A 17330-nucleotide genomic window follows, 5' to 3' on the forward strand; every position below is an offset into this window, starting at 1 on the left:
TATATTCACATTAAATATGATTATGTACTTGTTACAAGGATAAGGTTATAAATGAATAAAGTTACAAAAACAGCTATTGTGGGCTTACTTGCGCTTTTCGCAGGTAATGCCGCTGCAACCGATGGTGAAATAGTTTTTGATGGCGAGATTTTAAAATCCGCTTGTGAAATCAATGACTCTGATAAGAAAATTGAAGTTGCTCTTGGTCACTATAATGCCGAACAGTTTCGTTCTGTTGGCGATCGTAGCCCAAAAATTCCATTCACTATTCCTTTAGTTAACTGCCCAGTGACTGGGTGGGAGCACGATAACGGCAACGTTGAAGCGTCTTTCCGTTTATGGCTGGAAACGCGGGATAATGGCACCGTCCCTAACTTCCCTAATCTGGCAAAAGTGGGCTCTTTTGCTGGCACAGCGGCAACAGGTGTGGGTATCCGTATTGACGATGCGGAAAGCGGAAACCTTATGCCACTGAATGCTATGGGGAATGATAACACGGTTTATCAGATCCCAGCGGACTCCAATGGTATTGTCAATGTTGACCTCATCGCTTACTACGTATCAACCGTTGAAGCATCAGAAATCACCCCAGGGGAAGCAGACGCTGTCGTTAACGTAACGCTGGATTACCGTTAATACGTTACGGCGTTATCTGACCTTTCAGATAACGCCCTTTTCCTTCCTCTTTCTCGTTGTATCAGGTTGAAAAATAACTATGTCAAAACGAACATTCGCGGTGATAATAACCTTGTTGTGTAGCTTCTGTATCGGCCAGGCGCTTGCAGGGGGTATCGTTTTACAGCGAACGCGAGTGATCTATGATGCCAGCCGCAAAGAGGCTGCGTTACCTGTCGCAAACAAAGGCGCAGAAACGCCTTATTTACTGCAATCATGGGTAGATAATATAGATGGTACAAGCCGTGCCCCATTTATTATAACCCCACCGCTATTTCGTCTTGAAGCTGGCGATGACTCATCACTGCGAATTATTAAAACAGCTGATAACCTGCCTGAAAATAAAGAGTCGCTGTTCTACATTAATGTTCGTGCCATTCCAGCAAAGAAAAAATCAGATGATGTTAATGCTAACGAGTTGACGCTGGTATTTAAAACACGGATCAAAATGTTTTATCGCCCCGCACACCTGAAGGGACGGGTAAACGATGCGTGGACATCACTGGAATTTAAATGTAGTGACCATTCACTCAATATATATAACCCAACTGAATATTACATCGTATTTGCCGGACTGGCAGTCGATAAAACCGATCTCACAAGCAAAATTGAATATATCGCGCCCGGAGAACATAAACAGTTACCACTTCCTGCATCTGGCGGAAAGAACGTGAAATGGGCTGCAATCAATGATTATGGCGGCAGTTCCGGGACAGAAACTCGTCCACTGCAATAACAAATATAAAAAACACAGGTCATCAGGGAATGCCACAACGACACCACCAGGGACATAAACGCACACCGAAACAGTTGGCGCTCATCATCAAACGCTGTTTGCCGATGGTGCTCACTGGCAGCGGCATGCTTTGCACTACCGCTAACGCCGAAGAGTATTATTTCGACCCCATTATGCTGGAAACTACAAAAAGTGGTATGCAAACAACTGATCTGTCACGTTTTTCAAAAAAATACGCACAACTACCAGGAACTTATCAGGTTGATATCTGGCTGAATAAAAAGAAGGTTTCACAGAAAAAAATTACATTTACCGCCAATGCAGAGCAACTTCTGCAGCCACAGTTTACGGTAGAACAACTACGTGAGCTGGGTATTAAGGTGGATGAAATCCCGGCGCTGGCTGAAAAAGATGACGATAGCGTGATCAACTCGCTTGAACAAATCATTCCCGGTACAGCTGCTGAATTTGATTTCAATCATCAGCGACTTAATTTGAGCATTCCCCAAATTGCACTGTACCGTGATGCAAAAGGTTACGTCTCCCCTTCTCGTTGGGACGATGGTATACCAACGCTGTTTACCAACTACTCGTTTACAGGTTCTGATAACCGTTACCGCCAGGGCAATCGTAGCCAACGACAGTACCTGAATATGCAAAATGGTGCTAATTTTGGCCCCTGGCGATTACGTAACTATTCTACGTGGACACGCAACGATCAGGCGTCAAGCTGGAACACTATCAGTAGTTATTTACAACGTGATATCAAGGCGTTGAAGTCTCAGTTGCTTCTGGGAGAAAGCGCCACCAGCGGCAGTATTTTTTCCAGCTACACCTTTACTGGCGTGCAACTCGCTTCCGACGATAATATGTTGCCAAACAGCCAGCGCGGATTTGCCCCAACGGTACGCGGTATCGCAAACAGTAGTGCAATCGTGACTATCAGGCAAAATGGTTATGTGATCTATCAAAGCAACGTGCCAGCGGGTGCCTTTGAAATTAACGATCTCTACCCCTCTTCCAACAGCGGCGATTTAGAAGTCACGATTGAAGAAAGTGACGGTACGCAACGTCGCTTTATCCAGCCTTATTCTTCATTACCCATGATGCAGCGACCTGGGCATCTAAAATATAGCGCGACCGCTGGACGCTATCGCGCTGATGCAAACAGTGATAGCAAGGAACCAGAATTTGCTGAAGCCACGGCAATATATGGTTTGAATAATACTTTTACGCTGTATGGCGGCCTGCTCGGTTCTGAAGATTATTATGCGCTGGGGATCGGTATCGGCGGCACACTTGGCGCACTGGGCGCGTTGTCGATGGATATCAACAGAGCTGACACCCAATTCGATAACCGGCACTCTTTTCATGGCTATCAATGGCGTACGCAGTACATCAAAGATATCCCGGAAACCAACACCAATATCGCTGTTAGCTACTATCGCTATACCAACGATGGCTATTTTAGTTTTGATGAAGCCAATACCCGCAATTGGGACTATAACAGTCGCCAAAAAAGTGAAATTCAATTCAACATCAGCCAGACAATATTTGATGGGGTAAGTCTGTATGCCTCCGGTTCGCAGCAAGACTATTGGGGCAATAACGATAAAAACAGGAATATCTCAGTTGGGGTTTCCGGCCAGCAATGGGGAATTGGTTACAGCCTGAATTATCAATACAGTCGCTACACGGATCAAAATAATGACCGCGCACTCTCTTTGAATCTCAGTATTCCGTTAGAACGCTGGTTACCGCGTAGCCGGGTTTCCTATCAGATGACCAGCCAGAAAGATCGCCCAACCCAACATGAAATGCGTCTTGATGGCTCACTGCTGGATGATGGTCGCCTGAGCTATAGCCTGGAACAAAGTCTGGATGACGATAACAACCATAACAGTAGCCTGAACGCCAGTTACCGTTCACCTTATGGCACCTTCAGTGCCGGATACAGTTACGGTAATGACAGCAGCCAATACAATTACGGCGTTACCGGCGGCGTGGTTATCCATCCTCATGGCGTGACGCTCTCGCAATATCTGGGCAACGCTTTTGCGCTTATCGATGCTAATGGGGCTTCTGGCGTGAGGATACAAAACTATCCGGGGATTGCTACTGATCCCTTTGGCTATGCAGTGGTTCCTTATCTCACGACTTACCAGGAAAACCGTCTCTCGGTAGATACTACGCAGCTGCCCGATAACGTCGATCTTGAGCAAACAACACAGTTTGTGGTGCCCAACAGAGGTGCAATGGTAGCGGCGCGTTTCAACGCCAATATCGGTTATCGCGTACTTGTTACAGTCAGCGATCGCAACGGTAAACCGTTGCCCTTTGGCGCTCTTGCCAGCAACGATGAGACGGGGCAACAAAGTATCGTCGATGAGGGCGGCATACTATATCTCTCTGGGATATCGAGTAAATCACAAAGCTGGACTGTACGCTGGGGAAATCAGGCAGATCAACAATGTCAGTTTGCTTTTAGTACACCGGATTCAGAACCAACAACCTCTGTATTACAAGGCACGGCGCAGTGCCATTAAGGATAAAAAAATGAAAAGAGCGCCTCTTATAACAGGACTTTTGTTGATATCCACATCCTGCGCTTATGCCTCCTCAGGAGGGTGTGGAGCCGACAGCACTAGCGGTGCGACAAATTACAGCAGTGTGGTTGATGATGTTACGGTGAACCAGACAGATAACGTGACAGGACGGGAGTTTACCTCTGCAACGCTAAGTAGCACTAACTGGCAATACGCCTGTTCCTGCTCTGCGGGTAAGGCAGTTAAACTTGTCTATATGGTCAGCCCCGTACTTACCACCACTGGACATCAGACAGGATATTACAAACTCAATGACAGCCTGGATATTAAAACCACATTACAGGCAAACGACATTCCAGGACTCACAACCGACCAGGTTGTCTCTGTTAACACCCGATTCACACAGATAAAAAGCAGCACCGTATATTCTGCTGCAACCCAAACGGGTGTTTGCCAGGGTGACACGTCTCGTTATGGACCCGTTAATATTGGTGCAAATACCACCTTTACCCTGTATGTCACCAAGCCATTTCTCGGCTCGATGACCATTCCGAAAACGGATATTGCCGTCATTAAAGGCGCGTGGGTCGATGGAATGGGAAGCCCGTCTACAGGTGACTTCCATGATTTAGTCAAGTTATCGATTCAGGGAAATCTCACCGCCCCACAGTCGTGCAAAATTAATCAGGGCGATGTTATTAAGGTTAATTTTGGATTCATCAATGGTCAGAAGTTTACCACCCGCAATGCCATGCCAGACGGTTTTACTCCAGTAGACTTTGATATCACTTATGACTGTGGCGATACTTCAAAGATTAAAAACTCGTTGCAAATGCGCATCGACGGTACAACTGGGGTAGTAGACCAGTACAACCTGGTCGCCAGGCGAAGAAGTTCAGACAATGTGCCCGATGTCGGTATTCGTATTGAAAATCTCGGCGGCGGAGTTGCAAATATTCCTTTTCAGAACGGTATCCTTCCCGTTGATCCTTCCGGGCATGGCACCGTCAATATGCGCGCCTGGCCAGTTAATCTGGTCGGTGGTGAGCTGGAAACAGGAAAATTTCAGGGCACAGCCACCATTACCGTCATGGTGCGGTAAAAGAAGACGTTGCGTTTTGATTAACGCAACGCTTCGGCACTGTTACCCCTGCTGCTCCAGCGCATACTTATACAGCGCATTTTTCTTCACGCCATGAATTTCTGCGACCAGCGCCGCCGCTTTTTTCAGCGGCAGTTCTGCCTGTAGCAGCGCCAGCGTGCGCAGGGCATCGGCGGGTAAGTCTTCTTCCTGTGCTTTATGACCTTCGACAATCAGCACCATTTCGCCTTTGCGACGGTTTTCATCTTCCTTTACCCACGCCAGCAGTTCGCCAACGGGCGCGCCGTGAATGGTTTCCCAGGTTTTGGTCAGCTCACGCGCCAGAACCACGTAGCGGGATTCGCCTAATACCGCAACGATATCTTCCAGGCTATCTAACAGACGGTGGGTGGATTCATAAAAAATCAGCGTGCGCGGCTCCGCTTCAATGGCTTTTAGCGCATCACGGCGGCCTTTTGATTTGGCAGGTAAAAAGCCTTCGTAACAGAAACGGTCAGAGGGTAAACCCGCGGCGCTTAACGCAGTGATAGCAGCACACGGCCCGGGTAGCGGCACCACACGAATCCCCGCTTCACGGCAGGTACGCACCAGATGGTAGCCAGGATCGTTAATTAGCGGCGTTCCGGCATCGGAAACCAGCGCAATGTTTTGCCCCTCTTGCAGCTTCGCCAGCAGCGTTTCGGCTTTTTGTTGTTCGTTATGGTCGTGCAGCGCAAACAACCGGGCATTAATCCCAAAATGTTGCAGCAATAAACCGGTGTGACGAGTATCCTCGGCGGCAATCAGATCAACGGCCTGTAATACCTCTAACGCTCGCTGGGTGATATCCGCCAGATTGCCGATTGGCGTCGGTACAATGTAAAGCTGGCCCTGAGAATTATCCGCCGATTGGTGTTGTTTCATTGTGTCGTCCGTATTGCCGATTTAATATTGAGCATTGCGTAAAAAAATATCACTGGATACATTATGGTACCCTCAACATTTTCTCGTTTGAAAGCCGCGCGTTGTCTGCCTGTTGTTCTGGCAGCCCTGATTTTCGCCGGTTGTGGCACCCATACTCCCGATCAGTCCACTGCTTATATGCAGGGCACGGCGCAGGCTGATTCTGCCTTTTATCTTCAGCAGATGCAGCAAAGCTCTGATGATACCAGGATCAACTGGCAATTACTCGCCATTCGTGCACTGGTGAAAGAAGGTAAAACCGGGCAGGCGGTTGAGTTGTTTAACCAACTACCGCAAGAACTGAACGATTCTCAGCGTCGCGAGAAAACACTGCTGGCGGTAGAGATTAAACTGGCGCAGAAAGATTTTGCTGGCGCGCAAAACTTGCTGGCGAAAATCACACCTGCCGATTTAGAACAAAACCAGCAAGCGCGTTACTGGCAGGCAAAAATCGATGCCAGCCAGGGGCGTCCTTCCATTGATTTACTGCGCGCGTTAATTGCTCAGGAACCGCTGCTCGGCGCGAAAGAAAAACAGCAGAATATTGATGCCACCTGGCAGGCGCTCTCCTCCATGACTCAGGAACAGGCGAATACGCTGGTGATCAACGCCGACGAAAATATTCTGCAAGGCTGGCTGGATCTGCAGCGCGTCTGGTTTGATAACCGTAACGATCCCGACATGATGAAAGCCGGGATCGCCGACTGGCAAAAACGTTATCCGAACAATCCGGGCGCGAAAATGCTGCCAACGCAGTTGGTTAACGTAAAAGCGTTTAAACCAGCCTCGACCAACAAAATCGCCCTGCTGTTGCCGCTGAATGGCCAGGCAGCGGTATTTGGTCGCACTATTCAGCAAGGCTTTGAAGCGGCGAAAAATATCGGCACTCAGCCAGTGGCGGCTCAGGTAGCTGCCGCACCTGCCGCAGACGTAGCTGAACAACCTCAGCCGCAAACTGCGGATGGCGTTGCCAGCCCGGCACAAGCCTCGGTTAGCGATCTGACCGGTGAACAGCCTGCGGCACAGCCAGCGCCTGTAAGCACCCCGGCAGCAACCACCACAGCGGTAAGCGCGCCAGCGAATCCATCCGCAGAACTGAAAATCTACGATACCTCATCACAACCACTTAGCCAGATCTTAAGCCAGGTTCAGCAGGATGGCGCGAGTATTGTGGTTGGTCCGTTGCTGAAAAATAACGTTGAAGAGTTGCTTAAGAGCAACACCCCGCTGAACGTGCTGGCACTGAACCAGCCGGAGAATATCGAAAACCGCGTCAATATTTGTTACTTCGCGCTTTCACCGGAAGACGAAGCGCGCGATGCAGCGCGTCATATTCGTGACCAGGGTAAACAAGCGCCGCTGGTGCTGATCCCACGCAGTTCATTGGGCGATCGCGTAGCCAATGCGTTTGCGCAAGAGTGGCAGAAACTAGGCGGCGGCACCGTTCTGCAACAAAAATTTGGTTCCACCAGCGAATTACGCGCGGGTGTTAACGGCGGTTCTGGTATTGCTTTAACGGGTAGCCCGATTACTCCCAGAGCGACAACCGACTCCGGCATGACGACCAACAATCCAACGCTGCAAACCACGCCAACCGATGACCAGTTCACCAATAATGGCGGTCGTGTCGATGCGGTGTACATTGTGGCAACGCCGGGTGAAATCGCTTTTATCAAACCGATGATCGCCATGCGTAACGGTAGCCAGAGCGGTGCAATGCTGTACGCCAGCTCCCGCAGCGCACAAGGCACCGCAGGCCCGGATTTCCGTCTGGAGATGGAAGGTTTGCAGTACAGCGAAATCCCGATGCTGGCAGGCGGTAATCTACCGTTAATGCAGCAGGCACTCAGCGCGGTGAATAACGATTATTCACTGGCTCGCATGTATGCGATGGGCGTCGATGCCTGGTCGCTGGCAAATCATTTCTCACAAATGCGCCAGGTTCAGGGTTTTGAAATCAACGGTAATACCGGAAGCCTGACGGCTAACCCGGATTGCGTGATTAACAGGAAGTTATCATGGCTACAGTACCAACAAGGTCAGGTAGTCCCCGCCAGTTAACCACTAAACAGACCGGCGATGTGTGGGAAGCACAAGCGCGTCGCTGGCTGGAAGGCAAAGGACTGCGGTTTATCGCCGCTAACGTGAACGAGCGTGGCGGCGAGATCGATCTGATAATGCGTGAAGGCCGGACCACCGTTTTTGTCGAGGTACGCTATCGCCGCTCTGCGCTTTATGGCGGCGCGGCAGCCAGTGTGACCCGCAGCAAACAACACAAACTATTACAGACTGCCCGCTTGTGGCTCGCGCGTCATAATGGGAGTTTTGATACTGTGGATTGCCGGTTCGATGTGGTAGCCTTCACCGGGAATGAGGTTGAGTGGATTAAGGATGCCTTTAATGACCACTCATAATTAAGGTTTAAGGATTAGCGTGCAAGAAAGAATTAAAGCTTGCTTCACTGAAAGCATTCAAACTCAAATTGCGGCGGCAGAGGCGCTTCCGGATGCCATCTCCCGTGCAGCCATGACGCTGGTTCAGTCTCTGCTCAATGGCAACAAAATCCTCTGTTGTGGTAATGGAACTTCCGCTGCCAATGCACAGCATTTTGCTGCCAGCATGATCAACCGTTTCGAAACGGAGCGGCCCAGCTTACCTGCCATTGCACTAAATACTGATAATGTTGTCTTAACGGCGATTGCCAACGATCGCTTACATGATGAAGTGTATGCAAAACAGGTGCGGGCGCTGGGTCATGCGGGAGATGTATTGTTAGCCATTTCCACCCGTGGCAACAGCCGCGATATTGTAAAAGCGGTAGAAGCTGCCGTTACGCGTGATATGACTATTGTGGCATTGACCGGCTATGACGGCGGCGAACTTGCAGGTTTGTTAGGGCCACAAGATGTGGAGATCCGCATTCCTTCGCATCGTAGTGCTCGCATTCAGGAAATGCATATGCTGACGGTAAATTGCCTGTGCGATCTGATCGATAACACGCTTTTCCCTCACCAGGATGTTTAAGGAGAATACATGAAGGCATTATCGCCAATCGCAGTCCTTATTTCCGCGCTGCTGTTGCAAGGTTGTGTTGCCGCTGCCGTAGTGGGTACCGCTGCTGTGGGTACCAAAGCCGCAACTGACCCACGCAGTGTCGGCACCCAGGTGGACGATGGTACCCTGGAAGTGCGCGTGAACAGCGCATTGTCGAAAGACGAACAGATTAAGAAAGAAGCCCGTATTAATGTCACGGCGTATCAGGGCAAAGTGCTGCTGGTTGGGCAGTCACCAAACGCTGAACTTTCGGCTCGCGCCAAACAGATTGCTATGGGCGTAGACGGTGCCAACGAAGTGTATAACGAGATTCGTCAGGGCCAGCCGATTGGTCTGGGCGAAGCGTCTAACGATACGTGGATCACCACCAAAGTGCGTTCGCAGCTCTTAACCAGCGACCTGGTGAAATCGTCCAACGTGAAAGTGACCACCGAAAACGGTGAAGTGTTCCTGATGGGGCTGGTGACTGAACGTGAAGCGAAAGCGGCGGCAGATATTGCCAGCCGGGTGAGCGGCGTAAAGCGGGTAACCACAGCGTTTACGTTTATTAAATAGCAGCCCCTTGTAATGCCTGATGCGACGCTTGCCGCGTCTTATCAGGCCTACAACGATGCAAACCGTAGGTCGGATAAGGCGTTTACGCCGCATCCGACATGTTTTCCCTCAAATCAGAACAACAGCGCCAGCCCGCCGACAATCACACCAGACACTGCCACCATCGCCCCTGTCAGCCATAAGGCTTTCGCCGGGAACGCTTTGCGCAGCATAATCAGTGACGGCAAACTCACCGCCGGGAGCGTCATCAACAATGCCAGCGCCGGAGCAGTTCCCATACCTGCCAGCATCATCGTTTGTACAATCGGAATTTCTGCTGCCGTGGGAATGACAAACAAGCATCCTGCTACCGCCATCGCCATCACCCACATCAGGCTGTTATCGACAGCACCATCGGCATGGGGGAATAACCAGACGCGAGCGGCACCCAACACCAGTACTGCAAGGATGTAAACCGGGATCGTACTCCAGAAAAGCGTCCATAGCGCCCTGCCCCAGCGGCTAAAAAAACCGCCCTGTGCTTCCGGTATGTCAATTTCGACCGGTGCCTGCGTTTGCGGTGTTTCACGCACCCATTTTTGCACCAGCGTCGCAATCAGCAACACCATCACCAGCCCGGCCACCAGACGAATCGCCGCAAAACCCCAGCCGAGGACAAACCCCATAAACACCAGCGTCGCCGGGTTTAACACCGGATTGCCCATCCAGAATGCCAGCGCACCGCCCATCGACACCTGTTGGCGACGCATTCCCGCCGCGACCGGAGCCGCACAGCAGGTACACATCATGCCCGGCAGCGAAAACAGCGTTCCCAGCAGCGTGCCGCGAAAGCGCGATTGCCCAAGCGTACGCAACAACCAGTCACGCGGGATCAGCACCTGAATCAACGAACCGAGGATCACCCCCAGCACTGCCGCTTTCCATACCGCGAGGAAATAGATCATCGCGTAATCCAACGCCGCCTGCCACGGATTAGCATCCGCCTGCGCAAGGATAGATTTACCGATACTGTGGGTTTCGGCAGCAGTAAACGCTTTGCCGTAGTAAGGTTGCCATTTCACATACCAGAGACCGGCAATGACAACGAGAAAGAAAAGCGCGGGTTTCCACCACTGAATGGGCGTTGCCGCCTGAGATGAAGACTGACCAGTCATAGCATTCCCCAGGAATAAGTTATGATAATTGAGCGCGTGAATATTACGCTCACTATCAATTCTTGGGAATAATTATTCAGCTCTTTTGCGTAATTCTGAAGAGCTTAAAATCGTCACACCTTCATGCCCGGGCCGCATCGCCTCTGCCAGCATGACCCGCGCCACGTCTCTCGCATCAATGGATTTCCAGTTACCGGGTAATAAACGGAACAGCGGCGCAAAAAGCGTTTCGTTCATCCGCTGTTTGCTACGATCGCCCACTAACATCGACGGGCGAGCAATGGTCAATTTCGGCCAGTTCTGGGCGATTAATGCTTCTTCCATCTCCCCTTTGACGCGGTTATAGAAAAACGGCGAGTGGGCATTGGCACCCATAGCACTGACCACCAGCATATGCTGCGCGCCCAGTCGCCGCCCGGTTAATGCGGTATCCACTACCAGCGTGTAATCGGCATGAATAAACGCCTCTTTGCTCCCCGCTTCTCGCCGCGTGGTGCCGAGACAACAAAACACAATGTCGATGGGATCGGTGACCTGCGCCAGCGCGTCACTCAGTTGCGGATCATGGGGATTAAACACCCCGGGCATATCGCCCAACGGACGTCGCGTCGGCGCAGCAATGGCGTTAACTTTCGGTTCGTTAATCAACATCCGCAGCAGGTGACCGCCCACCAGCCCCGTTGCGCCTGTAATCAGTACCTGACTCATCTTCGCTCCTTTACAGAATTGTCTGCCTTGCGCTCCACGGCTCATGCACCAGGCTTAATAGACCATGAGGTAATTATCCCCGATTGTGGGAAATTCGCCTCATCCAATGCAACAACGCGGAGGAAGCATGAGTAAGAAAATTGCCGTTTTAATCACTGATGAATTTGAGGATTCAGAATTTACTTCACCCGCAGACGAGTTCCGTAAAGCCGGACACGAAGTGATTACCATTGAAAAACAAGCGGGTAAAACGGTGAAAGGCAAAAAAGGAGAAGCCAGCGTGACCATCGATAAATCCATCGATGAAGTGACGCCTGCGGAGTTTGATGCCCTGCTGCTACCGGGCGGCCATTCACCGGATTATCTGCGTGGGGACAACCGTTTTGTCACCTTTACCCGTGATTTTGTGAATAGTGGCAAACCGGTGTTTGCCATCTGTCACGGCCCGCAGTTGCTGATCAGCGCCGATGTGATTCGGGGGCGCAAGCTGACCGCAGTTAAACCGATCATTATTGATGTTAAAAATGCGGGCGCGGAATTTTACGATCAGGAAGTTGTGGTTGATAAAGATCAGCTGGTTACCAGCCGGACACCGGACGATCTGCCAGCGTTTAACCGCGAGGCGTTACGCCTGCTCGGTGCCTGAGTCGCGTAGCCAAATCATTTTTTTACCAAAGCCCAGCGTGTTGTCGGTGAATTTGATTTCATCGAGCCGGATTTCCCATACCGGGGCCGACAGCATTCTGGCAACCGGAAAGCGACGGTTGTACGCCTTGCGTGCGAGGTCGCTTTCCTCACCTTCCAGCCTGCGGATCTCACCTTTAAACTGCACACCGCGAATTAACGCTACTGTTTTCGGCTGACCGTTTACCGTTCCGGCAACTGCCGCCTGCGGCCCACTCATCTGCGCATGACGTGTTTTTTCTTCCGTCAAAATGTAGAAGGCGACTTTCTGTGCATCAAAAAGATAAAAGGCATTGGCGCACCAGAGTTCCCCTTCCTGCTGCACACACCAGGTGACAACATGTTGTTTTGCCAGCCAACGACTGATGGCGGTGAGTGTTTCCATTGCTGTTCTCTTTTATACTGTTGGCCTGACCTTAACATGTGACGCAGACGATGACACCCTGGTATCTTTACTTGATCCGTACCGCCGACAATAAGCTTTATACCGGGATCACCACGGATGTCGAACGCCGCTATCAGCAACATCAAAGCGGCAAAGGGGCGAAAGCACTGCGCGGGAAAGGAGAACTGACGCTGGCGTTTTCTGCGCCAGTGGGCGATCGTTCGCTGGCGTTACGGGCAGAATATCGCGTTAAGCAACTGACCAAACGGCAAAAAGAGCGTCTGGTAGCGGAAGGCGCAGGGTTTGCAGAGCTGTTGAGCAGCCTGCAAACCCCAAAGATTAAAAGCGATTGAAATGCTCGTGATACTCAACCAGGCCGGTAACGCCATTCAGCGCGTCATCCGCTAAACGATGTACCTGGAAGGCGCTTTCAGTGCCCGGCCAGCGGCAACGCAGATCGTGATGCGCCGCCAGTTCAAAGCCGAAACGACTGTACAGCGCCGGATCGCCCAGCGTCACCACTGCGGCATAGCCGAACTCATTAAGCGAATCGAGTCCTTCATAGACCAGTTGGCGTGCCAGCCCCTGTCCACGGTATTTTTCATCAACCGCCAACGGTGCCATGCCGACCCATTGCAGGTCTTCGCCCTGCACATCAACCGGACTAAATGCCACATAGCCAATGACCTGCCCTTCGTCATCTGTCGCCACCAGCCCCAGCGTCAGAAAGCCATCTTCACGCAGATCGTGAACCAGCTTCGCTTCCGCATCACTTTCGAATGAGCGACGCAGCAGGGCATCAATACCCGGCGCATCAATGGGAATTTCTACTCGAATTAGCATGGTTCACCTACCGATGTCTGTTTGGTTTCAGGCGCGGTTTTCATTCCCGCCTCAACAAAATCCGCCAGTTGCAGCAGCATCATGCGTAAGGCTTTCGGCATTTGCTCCAGTTCAATGGCGTCCATCAGGTTTTTCACATACAGCCCCAGCTCCGTATCGCCTTCAATCACCAGCCGACGCTGGAAGAAGAGCGTATCCGGATCTTGTTTACGCGCCGCAATCATCAGCAGATCGCTGGCGTCGGCACTAAAACTCACATCAGCTTGCGCGTTCTGGCTGACCACCAGTTTGCCATTCACCACCGAGGTAAACCATTGCAGGTCAATATCACGCACATGAATACTTAACCAGCGGCCTTCAAGAAACTCCAGCTCACCATCATCCAGCGCCTGACGGAATTGCCAGCTTAAGACCTGCTCAAGAACCTGGCGTTTTAGCGCAAATGGCGTCAGTTTTACCGGTACACTCAACAGAGATGGCCCCAAATGCACAATACGGGAACGCAGTTTATCCAACACGAGTTTTACTCCCTGTTTCAACAATCATCCTATTTTGCCATATCAGAAAAATAACATAGCGGTATAAATCAACAATTCCATATGAAATTGCTGCTACCACCAATACAACTTTAACTGCCTTAAATCAAAAATTGTCGCAGCAAGGTTAACTAAAATCCCAGTTCGTTAACATTTTTGCGTTTTGATAGCGCAACCTTCAGGAAAAATTATGGAGCTGCTCTGCCCTGCCGGAAATCTCCCGGCGCTTAAGGCGGCCATCGAAAACGGCGCAGATGCTGTTTATATCGGGCTAAAAGATGATACCAATGCCCGTCACTTCGCCGGCCTTAACTTTACCGAGAAAAAATTGCAGGAAGCGGTGAGTTTTGTCCATCAACATCGCCGCAAACTTCACATCGCGATTAACACTTTTGCGCATCCGGACGGTTACGCCCGTTGGCAGCGCGCCGTGGATATGGCGGCGCAGCTGGGTGCCGACGCGCTGATCCTCGCCGACCTCGCCATGCTGGAATACGCCGCCGAGCGTTATCCGCATATTGAGCGCCACGTATCGGTGCAGGCTTCGGCGACCAATGAAGAGGCGATTAACTTTTATCATCGCCATTTTGACGTTGCCCGCGTGGTGCTGCCGCGCGTGTTGTCGATTCATCAGGTGAAACAGCTGGCACGGGTCACACCTGTACCACTGGAAGTGTTTGCTTTCGGCAGCCTGTGCATTATGTCGGAAGGCCGTTGCTATCTGTCGTCGTATCTGACGGGTGAGTCGCCTAACACCGTGGGCGCGTGTTCTCCGGCCCGTTTCGTGCGCTGGCAACAAACGCCGCAGGGGCTGGAATCCCGCCTGAACGAAGTGCTGATCGACCGTTATCAGGACGGCGAAAACGCAGGTTATCCGACGCTGTGTAAAGGGCGTTATCTGGTGGACGGCGAGCGCTATCACGCGCTGGAAGAACCAACCAGTCTCAATACCCTGGAACTGCTGCCGGAGTTAATGGCGGCGAATATTGCTTCGGTGAAAATTGAAGGCCGCCAGCGTAGCCCGGCGTATGTCAGCCAGGTGGCGAAAGTCTGGCGTCAGGCTATCGACCGTTGTAAGGCCGATCCGCAAAACTTCATACCGCAAAGCGCGTGGATGGAGACGCTCGGGTCGATGTCCGAAGGCACGCAGACCACCCTTGGCGCGTATCACCGTAAATGGCAGTGAGAAGAGCAATGAAATATTCCTTAGGGCCAGTGCTGTGGTACTGGCCAAAAGAGACGCTGGAAGATTTTTATCAGCAGGCCGCCACCAGCAGCGCCGACGTGATTTATCTTGGTGAAGCGGTATGCAGCAAGCGCCGGGCAACCAAAGTTGGCGACTGGCTGGAGATGGCAAAATCGCTCGCCGGAAGTGGCAAGCAGATTGTGCTCTCCACGCTGGCGCTGGTGCAGGCATCCTCTGAACTGGGCGAACTGAAACGCTATGTTGAGAACGGTGAGTTTCTGATTGAAGCCAGCGATCTCGGCGTGGTGAATATGTGCGCTGAACGCAAACTGCCGTTCGTCGCCGGGCACGCGCTGAACTGCTACAACGCGGTGACGCTGAAAATATTGCTCAAACAGGGCATGATGCGCTGGTGTATGCCGGTGGAGCTTTCCCGCGACTGGCTGGTGAATCTGCTTAATCAGTGCGATGAGCTGGGCATTCGCAACCAGTTTGAAGTGGAAGTCCTGAGCTACGGTCATCTACCGCTGGCCTACTCCGCCCGCTGCTTTACCGCGCGTTCGGAAGACCGCCCGAAAGATGAGTGTGAAACCTGCTGCATTAAGTATCCGAACGGGCGCAACGTGCTGTCGCAGGAAAACCAACAAGTGTTTGTACTCAATGGCATTCAGACCATGAGCGGCTACGTTTACAACCTCGGTAACGAGCTGGCATCCATGCAGGGGCTGGTTGATGTGGTCCGCCTGTCACCGCAGGGTACTGACACTTTCGCGATGCTCGACGCCTTCCGCGCTAATGAAAATGGCGCTGCGCCACTACCGTTGACGGCAAACAGCGACTGTAACGGCTACTGGCGGCGGCTGGCCGGGCTGGAGCTGCAAGCCTAAGTAAATATGCTCGTCATACTTCAAGTTGCATGTGCTGCATCTGCATTCGTTCACCCCAGTCACTTACTTATGTAAGCTCCTGGGGATTCACTCTCTTGTCGCCTTCCTGCAACTCGAATTATTTAGAGCACAGCTCACTTTGTTAACAACTTTAACTACTCTTTAATGCAGTATTAAAGATTAATCGGTAACAAAGTGAGCTGTTATGACTGATAAAACCATTGCGTTTTCGCTACTCGATCTGGCCCCCATTCCCGAAGGTTCTTCAGCGCGGGAAGCATTCTCCCACTCTCTCGATCTCGCCCGTCTGGCTGAAAAGCGCGGCTATCATCGCTACTGGCTGGCAGAACACCACAATATGACTGGCATTGCCAGTGCTGCCACGTCGGTATTGATTGGCTATCTGGCGGCGAATACCACCACGCTGCATCTGGGGTCTGGCGGCGTGATGTTGCCTAACCACTCACCGTTGGTCATTGCCGAACAGTTCGGCACGCTCAATACACTCTATCCGGGGCGAATCGATTTGGGGCTGGGTCGTGCGCCAGGTAGTGACCAACGGACAATGATGGCGCTGCGTCGCCATATGAGCGGCGATATTGATAATTTCCCCCGCGATGTCGCGGAGCTGGTGGACTGGTTTGACGCCCGCGATCCCAATCCGCATGTGCGCCCGGTACCAGGCTATGGCGAGAAAATCCCCGTGTGGTTGTTAGGCTCCAGCCTTTACAGCGCGCAACTGGCGGCGCAGCTTGGTCTGCCGTTCGCGTTTGCCTCACACTTCGCGCCGGATATGTTGTTCCAGGCGCTGCATCTTTATCGCAGCAACTTCAAACCGTCGGCACGACTGGAAAAACCATACGCGATGGTGTGCATCAATATTATCGCCGCCGATAGCAACCGCGACGCTGAGTTTCTGTTTACCTCAATGCAGCAAGCCTTTGTGAAGTTGCGCCGTGGCGAAACCGGGCAACTGCCGCCACCGATTCAAAATATGGATCAGTTCTGGTCGCCGTCCGAACAGTATGGTGTGCAGCAGGCGCTGAGTATGTCGTTGGTAGGTGATAAAGCGAAAGTGCGTCATGGCTTGCAGTCGATCCTGCGCGAAACCGACGCCGATGAGATTATGGTCAACGGGCAGATTTTCGACCACCAGGCGCGGCTGCATTCGTTTGAGCTGGCGATGGATGTTAAGGAAGAGTTGTTGGGATAGTGTGTCTTAACGCGGGAAGCCTTATCCGAGCTGGCAACGCTGTCCTACGTAGATACTGTTATGGCCTGCAAGTTTTTTCCTGGTCCGGTTTCCCGGATTGCAGGCATGCCAGACACAGCGCCGT

19 protein-coding genes are annotated in these 17330 nt (G+C 51.7%); 13 read left to right on the forward strand and 6 right to left on the reverse strand.

The window, feature by feature from the left end; all coding sequences use genetic code 11:
• Positions 1-51 precede the first annotated feature (51 nt).
• The 4 genes from QZF50_RS17640 (at position 52) to QZF50_RS17655 (ending at position 5059) form a co-directional block, all read left to right on the forward strand.
• Positions 52-636, forward strand: a complete 585-nt coding sequence (locus QZF50_RS17640; protein WP_001045442.1) for a fimbrial protein — start codon at positions 52-54, stop codon at positions 634-636.
• Positions 637-715: 79 nt separating this feature from the next.
• Entirely contained in the window at positions 716-1411 is a 696-nt protein-coding gene (locus QZF50_RS17645; RefSeq protein ID WP_061892541.1) for a molecular chaperone, read from the forward strand.
• Between the two features lie 29 nt (positions 1412-1440).
• Positions 1441-3957 (forward strand): fimbria/pilus outer membrane usher protein, encoded by a 2517-nt coding sequence (locus tag QZF50_RS17650; RefSeq protein ID WP_001136449.1) that lies wholly within the window; start codon positions 1441-1443, stop codon positions 3955-3957.
• 10 nt (positions 3958-3967) lie between these two features.
• On the forward strand, positions 3968-5059 hold the full coding sequence (locus QZF50_RS17655) for a fimbrial protein (RefSeq protein WP_000816998.1): 1092 nt from the start codon (positions 3968-3970) through the stop codon (positions 5057-5059).
• Between the two features lie 42 nt (positions 5060-5101).
• Here the strand turns inward: QZF50_RS17655 and rsmI are convergent, their stop codons facing one another.
• Entirely contained in the window at positions 5102-5962 is an 861-nt protein-coding gene (gene rsmI, locus QZF50_RS17660; RefSeq protein ID WP_000809264.1) for a 16S rRNA (cytidine(1402)-2'-O)-methyltransferase, read from the reverse strand.
• Between the two features lie 63 nt (positions 5963-6025).
• On the opposite strand from rsmI, the gene lpoA reads away from it, so the two are divergent.
• Genes lpoA through dolP form a run of 4 tightly spaced genes read left to right on the forward strand, consistent with a single transcriptional unit; the run spans position 6026 to position 9610 of the window.
• On the forward strand, positions 6026-8062 hold the full coding sequence (gene lpoA, locus QZF50_RS17665; protein WP_001472328.1) for a penicillin-binding protein activator LpoA: 2037 nt from the start codon (positions 6026-6028) through the stop codon (positions 8060-8062).
• The gene (locus QZF50_RS17670; RefSeq protein WP_000246865.1) at positions 8020-8415 is read left to right on the forward strand and encodes a YraN family protein; all 396 of its coding nucleotides are present in this window, start codon (positions 8020-8022) and stop codon (positions 8413-8415) included. Before lpoA ends, QZF50_RS17670 begins: the two co-directional genes overlap by 43 nt.
• 19 nt (positions 8416-8434) lie before the next feature.
• Positions 8435-9025, forward strand: a complete 591-nt coding sequence (gene diaA, locus QZF50_RS17675; RefSeq protein WP_001158035.1) for a DnaA initiator-associating protein DiaA — start codon at positions 8435-8437, stop codon at positions 9023-9025.
• Between the two features lie 9 nt (positions 9026-9034).
• The gene (dolP, locus tag QZF50_RS17680) at positions 9035-9610 is read left to right on the forward strand and encodes a division/outer membrane stress-associated lipid-binding lipoprotein (RefSeq protein WP_000646033.1); all 576 of its coding nucleotides are present in this window, start codon (positions 9035-9037) and stop codon (positions 9608-9610) included.
• Positions 9611-9723: 113 nt separating this feature from the next.
• Here dolP and QZF50_RS17685 read toward each other — a convergent pair whose 3' ends face one another.
• Together QZF50_RS17685 and QZF50_RS17690 are read right to left on the reverse strand one after the other, a co-directional pair.
• Complete coding sequence (locus QZF50_RS17685; protein ID WP_000147619.1) at positions 9724-10764, reverse strand: permease; 1041 nt, start codon at positions 10762-10764, stop codon at positions 9724-9726.
• A 72-nt stretch (positions 10765-10836) separates the two neighbouring features.
• Positions 10837-11472 (reverse strand): NAD(P)H-binding protein, encoded by a 636-nt coding sequence (locus QZF50_RS17690; RefSeq protein WP_290388935.1) that lies wholly within the window; start codon positions 11470-11472, stop codon positions 10837-10839.
• Between the two features lie 127 nt (positions 11473-11599).
• On the opposite strand from QZF50_RS17690, the gene yhbO reads away from it, so the two are divergent.
• A complete protein-coding gene (gene yhbO, locus QZF50_RS17695) occupies positions 11600-12118 on the forward strand; it encodes a protein/nucleic acid deglycase (protein ID WP_000037608.1) in 519 nt (172 codons plus the stop codon).
• On the opposite strand, the gene QZF50_RS17700 is transcribed toward yhbO, so the two are convergent.
• The gene (locus QZF50_RS17700; protein WP_000449451.1) at positions 12098-12541 is read right to left on the reverse strand and encodes a YhbP family protein; all 444 of its coding nucleotides are present in this window, start codon (positions 12539-12541) and stop codon (positions 12098-12100) included. The genes yhbO and QZF50_RS17700 overlap by 21 nt on opposite strands.
• Before the next feature lie 50 nt (positions 12542-12591).
• Here QZF50_RS17700 and yhbQ point away from each other — a divergent pair, with 50 nt between their 5' ends.
• A complete protein-coding gene (gene yhbQ / locus QZF50_RS17705) occupies positions 12592-12894 on the forward strand; it encodes a DNA damage response exodeoxyribonuclease YhbQ (protein WP_001345969.1) in 303 nt (100 codons plus the stop codon).
• On the opposite strand, the gene QZF50_RS17710 is transcribed toward yhbQ, so the two are convergent.
• Together QZF50_RS17710 and QZF50_RS17715 are read right to left on the reverse strand one after the other, a co-directional pair.
• Positions 12881-13384 carry an N-acetyltransferase gene (locus QZF50_RS17710; RefSeq protein ID WP_000908554.1) on the reverse strand — a complete coding sequence of 168 codons (504 nt, stop codon included), beginning with the start codon at positions 13382-13384 and terminating at the stop codon, positions 12881-12883. The two genes, yhbQ and QZF50_RS17710, sit on opposite strands and share 14 nt — an antisense overlap.
• Positions 13378-13902 (reverse strand): SCP2 domain-containing protein, encoded by a 525-nt coding sequence (locus tag QZF50_RS17715; RefSeq protein ID WP_001295552.1) that lies wholly within the window; start codon positions 13900-13902, stop codon positions 13378-13380. Before QZF50_RS17715 ends, QZF50_RS17710 begins: the two co-directional genes overlap by 7 nt.
• 208 nt (positions 13903-14110) lie before the next feature.
• Between QZF50_RS17715 and QZF50_RS17720 the strand changes: the two genes are divergently transcribed.
• The 3 genes from QZF50_RS17720 (at position 14111) to QZF50_RS17730 (ending at position 17206) form a co-directional block, all read left to right on the forward strand.
• Positions 14111-15106, forward strand: a complete 996-nt coding sequence (locus tag QZF50_RS17720) for a peptidase U32 family protein (protein WP_001298771.1) — start codon at positions 14111-14113, stop codon at positions 15104-15106.
• 8 nt (positions 15107-15114) lie between these two features.
• A complete protein-coding gene (locus tag QZF50_RS17725; RefSeq protein WP_001297426.1) occupies positions 15115-15993 on the forward strand; it encodes a U32 family peptidase in 879 nt (292 codons plus the stop codon).
• 205 nt (positions 15994-16198) lie between these two features.
• Positions 16199-17206: a luciferase-like monooxygenase gene (locus QZF50_RS17730; protein WP_000130380.1), complete on the forward strand. Its 1008-nt coding sequence runs from the start codon at positions 16199-16201 to the stop codon at positions 17204-17206.
• Positions 17207-17330: the final 124 nt, after the last annotated feature.

The organism is uncultured Escherichia sp., from assembly GCF_948475835.1.
Lineage (GTDB): Bacteria > Pseudomonadota > Gammaproteobacteria > Enterobacterales > Enterobacteriaceae > ECMA0423.

What these genes read in the sequence shown, in the direction of transcription:
- QZF50_RS17645 (WP_061892541.1), top strand. Translation starts at nt 716, where the DNA reads ATGTCAAAACGAACATTCGCGGTGATAATAACCTTGTTGTGTAGCTTC.
- QZF50_RS17725 (WP_001297426.1), top strand. Translation starts at nt 15,115, where the DNA reads ATGAAATATTCCTTAGGGCCAGTGCTGTGGTACTGGCCAAAAGAGACG.
- dolP (WP_000646033.1), top strand. Translation starts at nt 9,035, where the DNA reads ATGAAGGCATTATCGCCAATCGCAGTCCTTATTTCCGCGCTGCTGTTG.
- QZF50_RS17655 (WP_000816998.1), top strand. Translation starts at nt 3,968, where the DNA reads ATGAAAAGAGCGCCTCTTATAACAGGACTTTTGTTGATATCCACATCC.
- QZF50_RS17700 (WP_000449451.1), bottom strand. Translation starts at nt 12,541, where the DNA reads ATGGAAACACTCACCGCCATCAGTCGTTGGCTGGCAAAACAACATGTT.
- QZF50_RS17710 (WP_000908554.1), bottom strand. Translation starts at nt 13,384, where the DNA reads ATGCTAATTCGAGTAGAAATTCCCATTGATGCGCCGGGTATTGATGCC.
- QZF50_RS17730 (WP_000130380.1), top strand. Translation starts at nt 16,199, where the DNA reads ATGACTGATAAAACCATTGCGTTTTCGCTACTCGATCTGGCCCCCATT.
- QZF50_RS17690 (WP_290388935.1), bottom strand. Translation starts at nt 11,472, where the DNA reads ATGAGTCAGGTACTGATTACAGGCGCAACGGGGCTGGTGGGCGGTCAC.
- QZF50_RS17670 (WP_000246865.1), top strand. Translation starts at nt 8,020, where the DNA reads ATGGCTACAGTACCAACAAGGTCAGGTAGTCCCCGCCAGTTAACCACT.
- lpoA (WP_001472328.1), top strand. Translation starts at nt 6,026, where the DNA reads ATGGTACCCTCAACATTTTCTCGTTTGAAAGCCGCGCGTTGTCTGCCT.
- QZF50_RS17720 (WP_001298771.1), top strand. Translation starts at nt 14,111, where the DNA reads ATGGAGCTGCTCTGCCCTGCCGGAAATCTCCCGGCGCTTAAGGCGGCC.
- yhbQ (WP_001345969.1), top strand. Translation starts at nt 12,592, where the DNA reads ATGACACCCTGGTATCTTTACTTGATCCGTACCGCCGACAATAAGCTT.
- yhbO (WP_000037608.1), top strand. Translation starts at nt 11,600, where the DNA reads ATGAGTAAGAAAATTGCCGTTTTAATCACTGATGAATTTGAGGATTCA.
- QZF50_RS17650 (WP_001136449.1), top strand. Translation starts at nt 1,441, where the DNA reads ATGCCACAACGACACCACCAGGGACATAAACGCACACCGAAACAGTTG.
- rsmI (WP_000809264.1), bottom strand. Translation starts at nt 5,962, where the DNA reads ATGAAACAACACCAATCGGCGGATAATTCTCAGGGCCAGCTTTACATT.
- QZF50_RS17685 (WP_000147619.1), bottom strand. Translation starts at nt 10,764, where the DNA reads ATGACTGGTCAGTCTTCATCTCAGGCGGCAACGCCCATTCAGTGGTGG.
- QZF50_RS17640 (WP_001045442.1), top strand. Translation starts at nt 52, where the DNA reads ATGAATAAAGTTACAAAAACAGCTATTGTGGGCTTACTTGCGCTTTTC.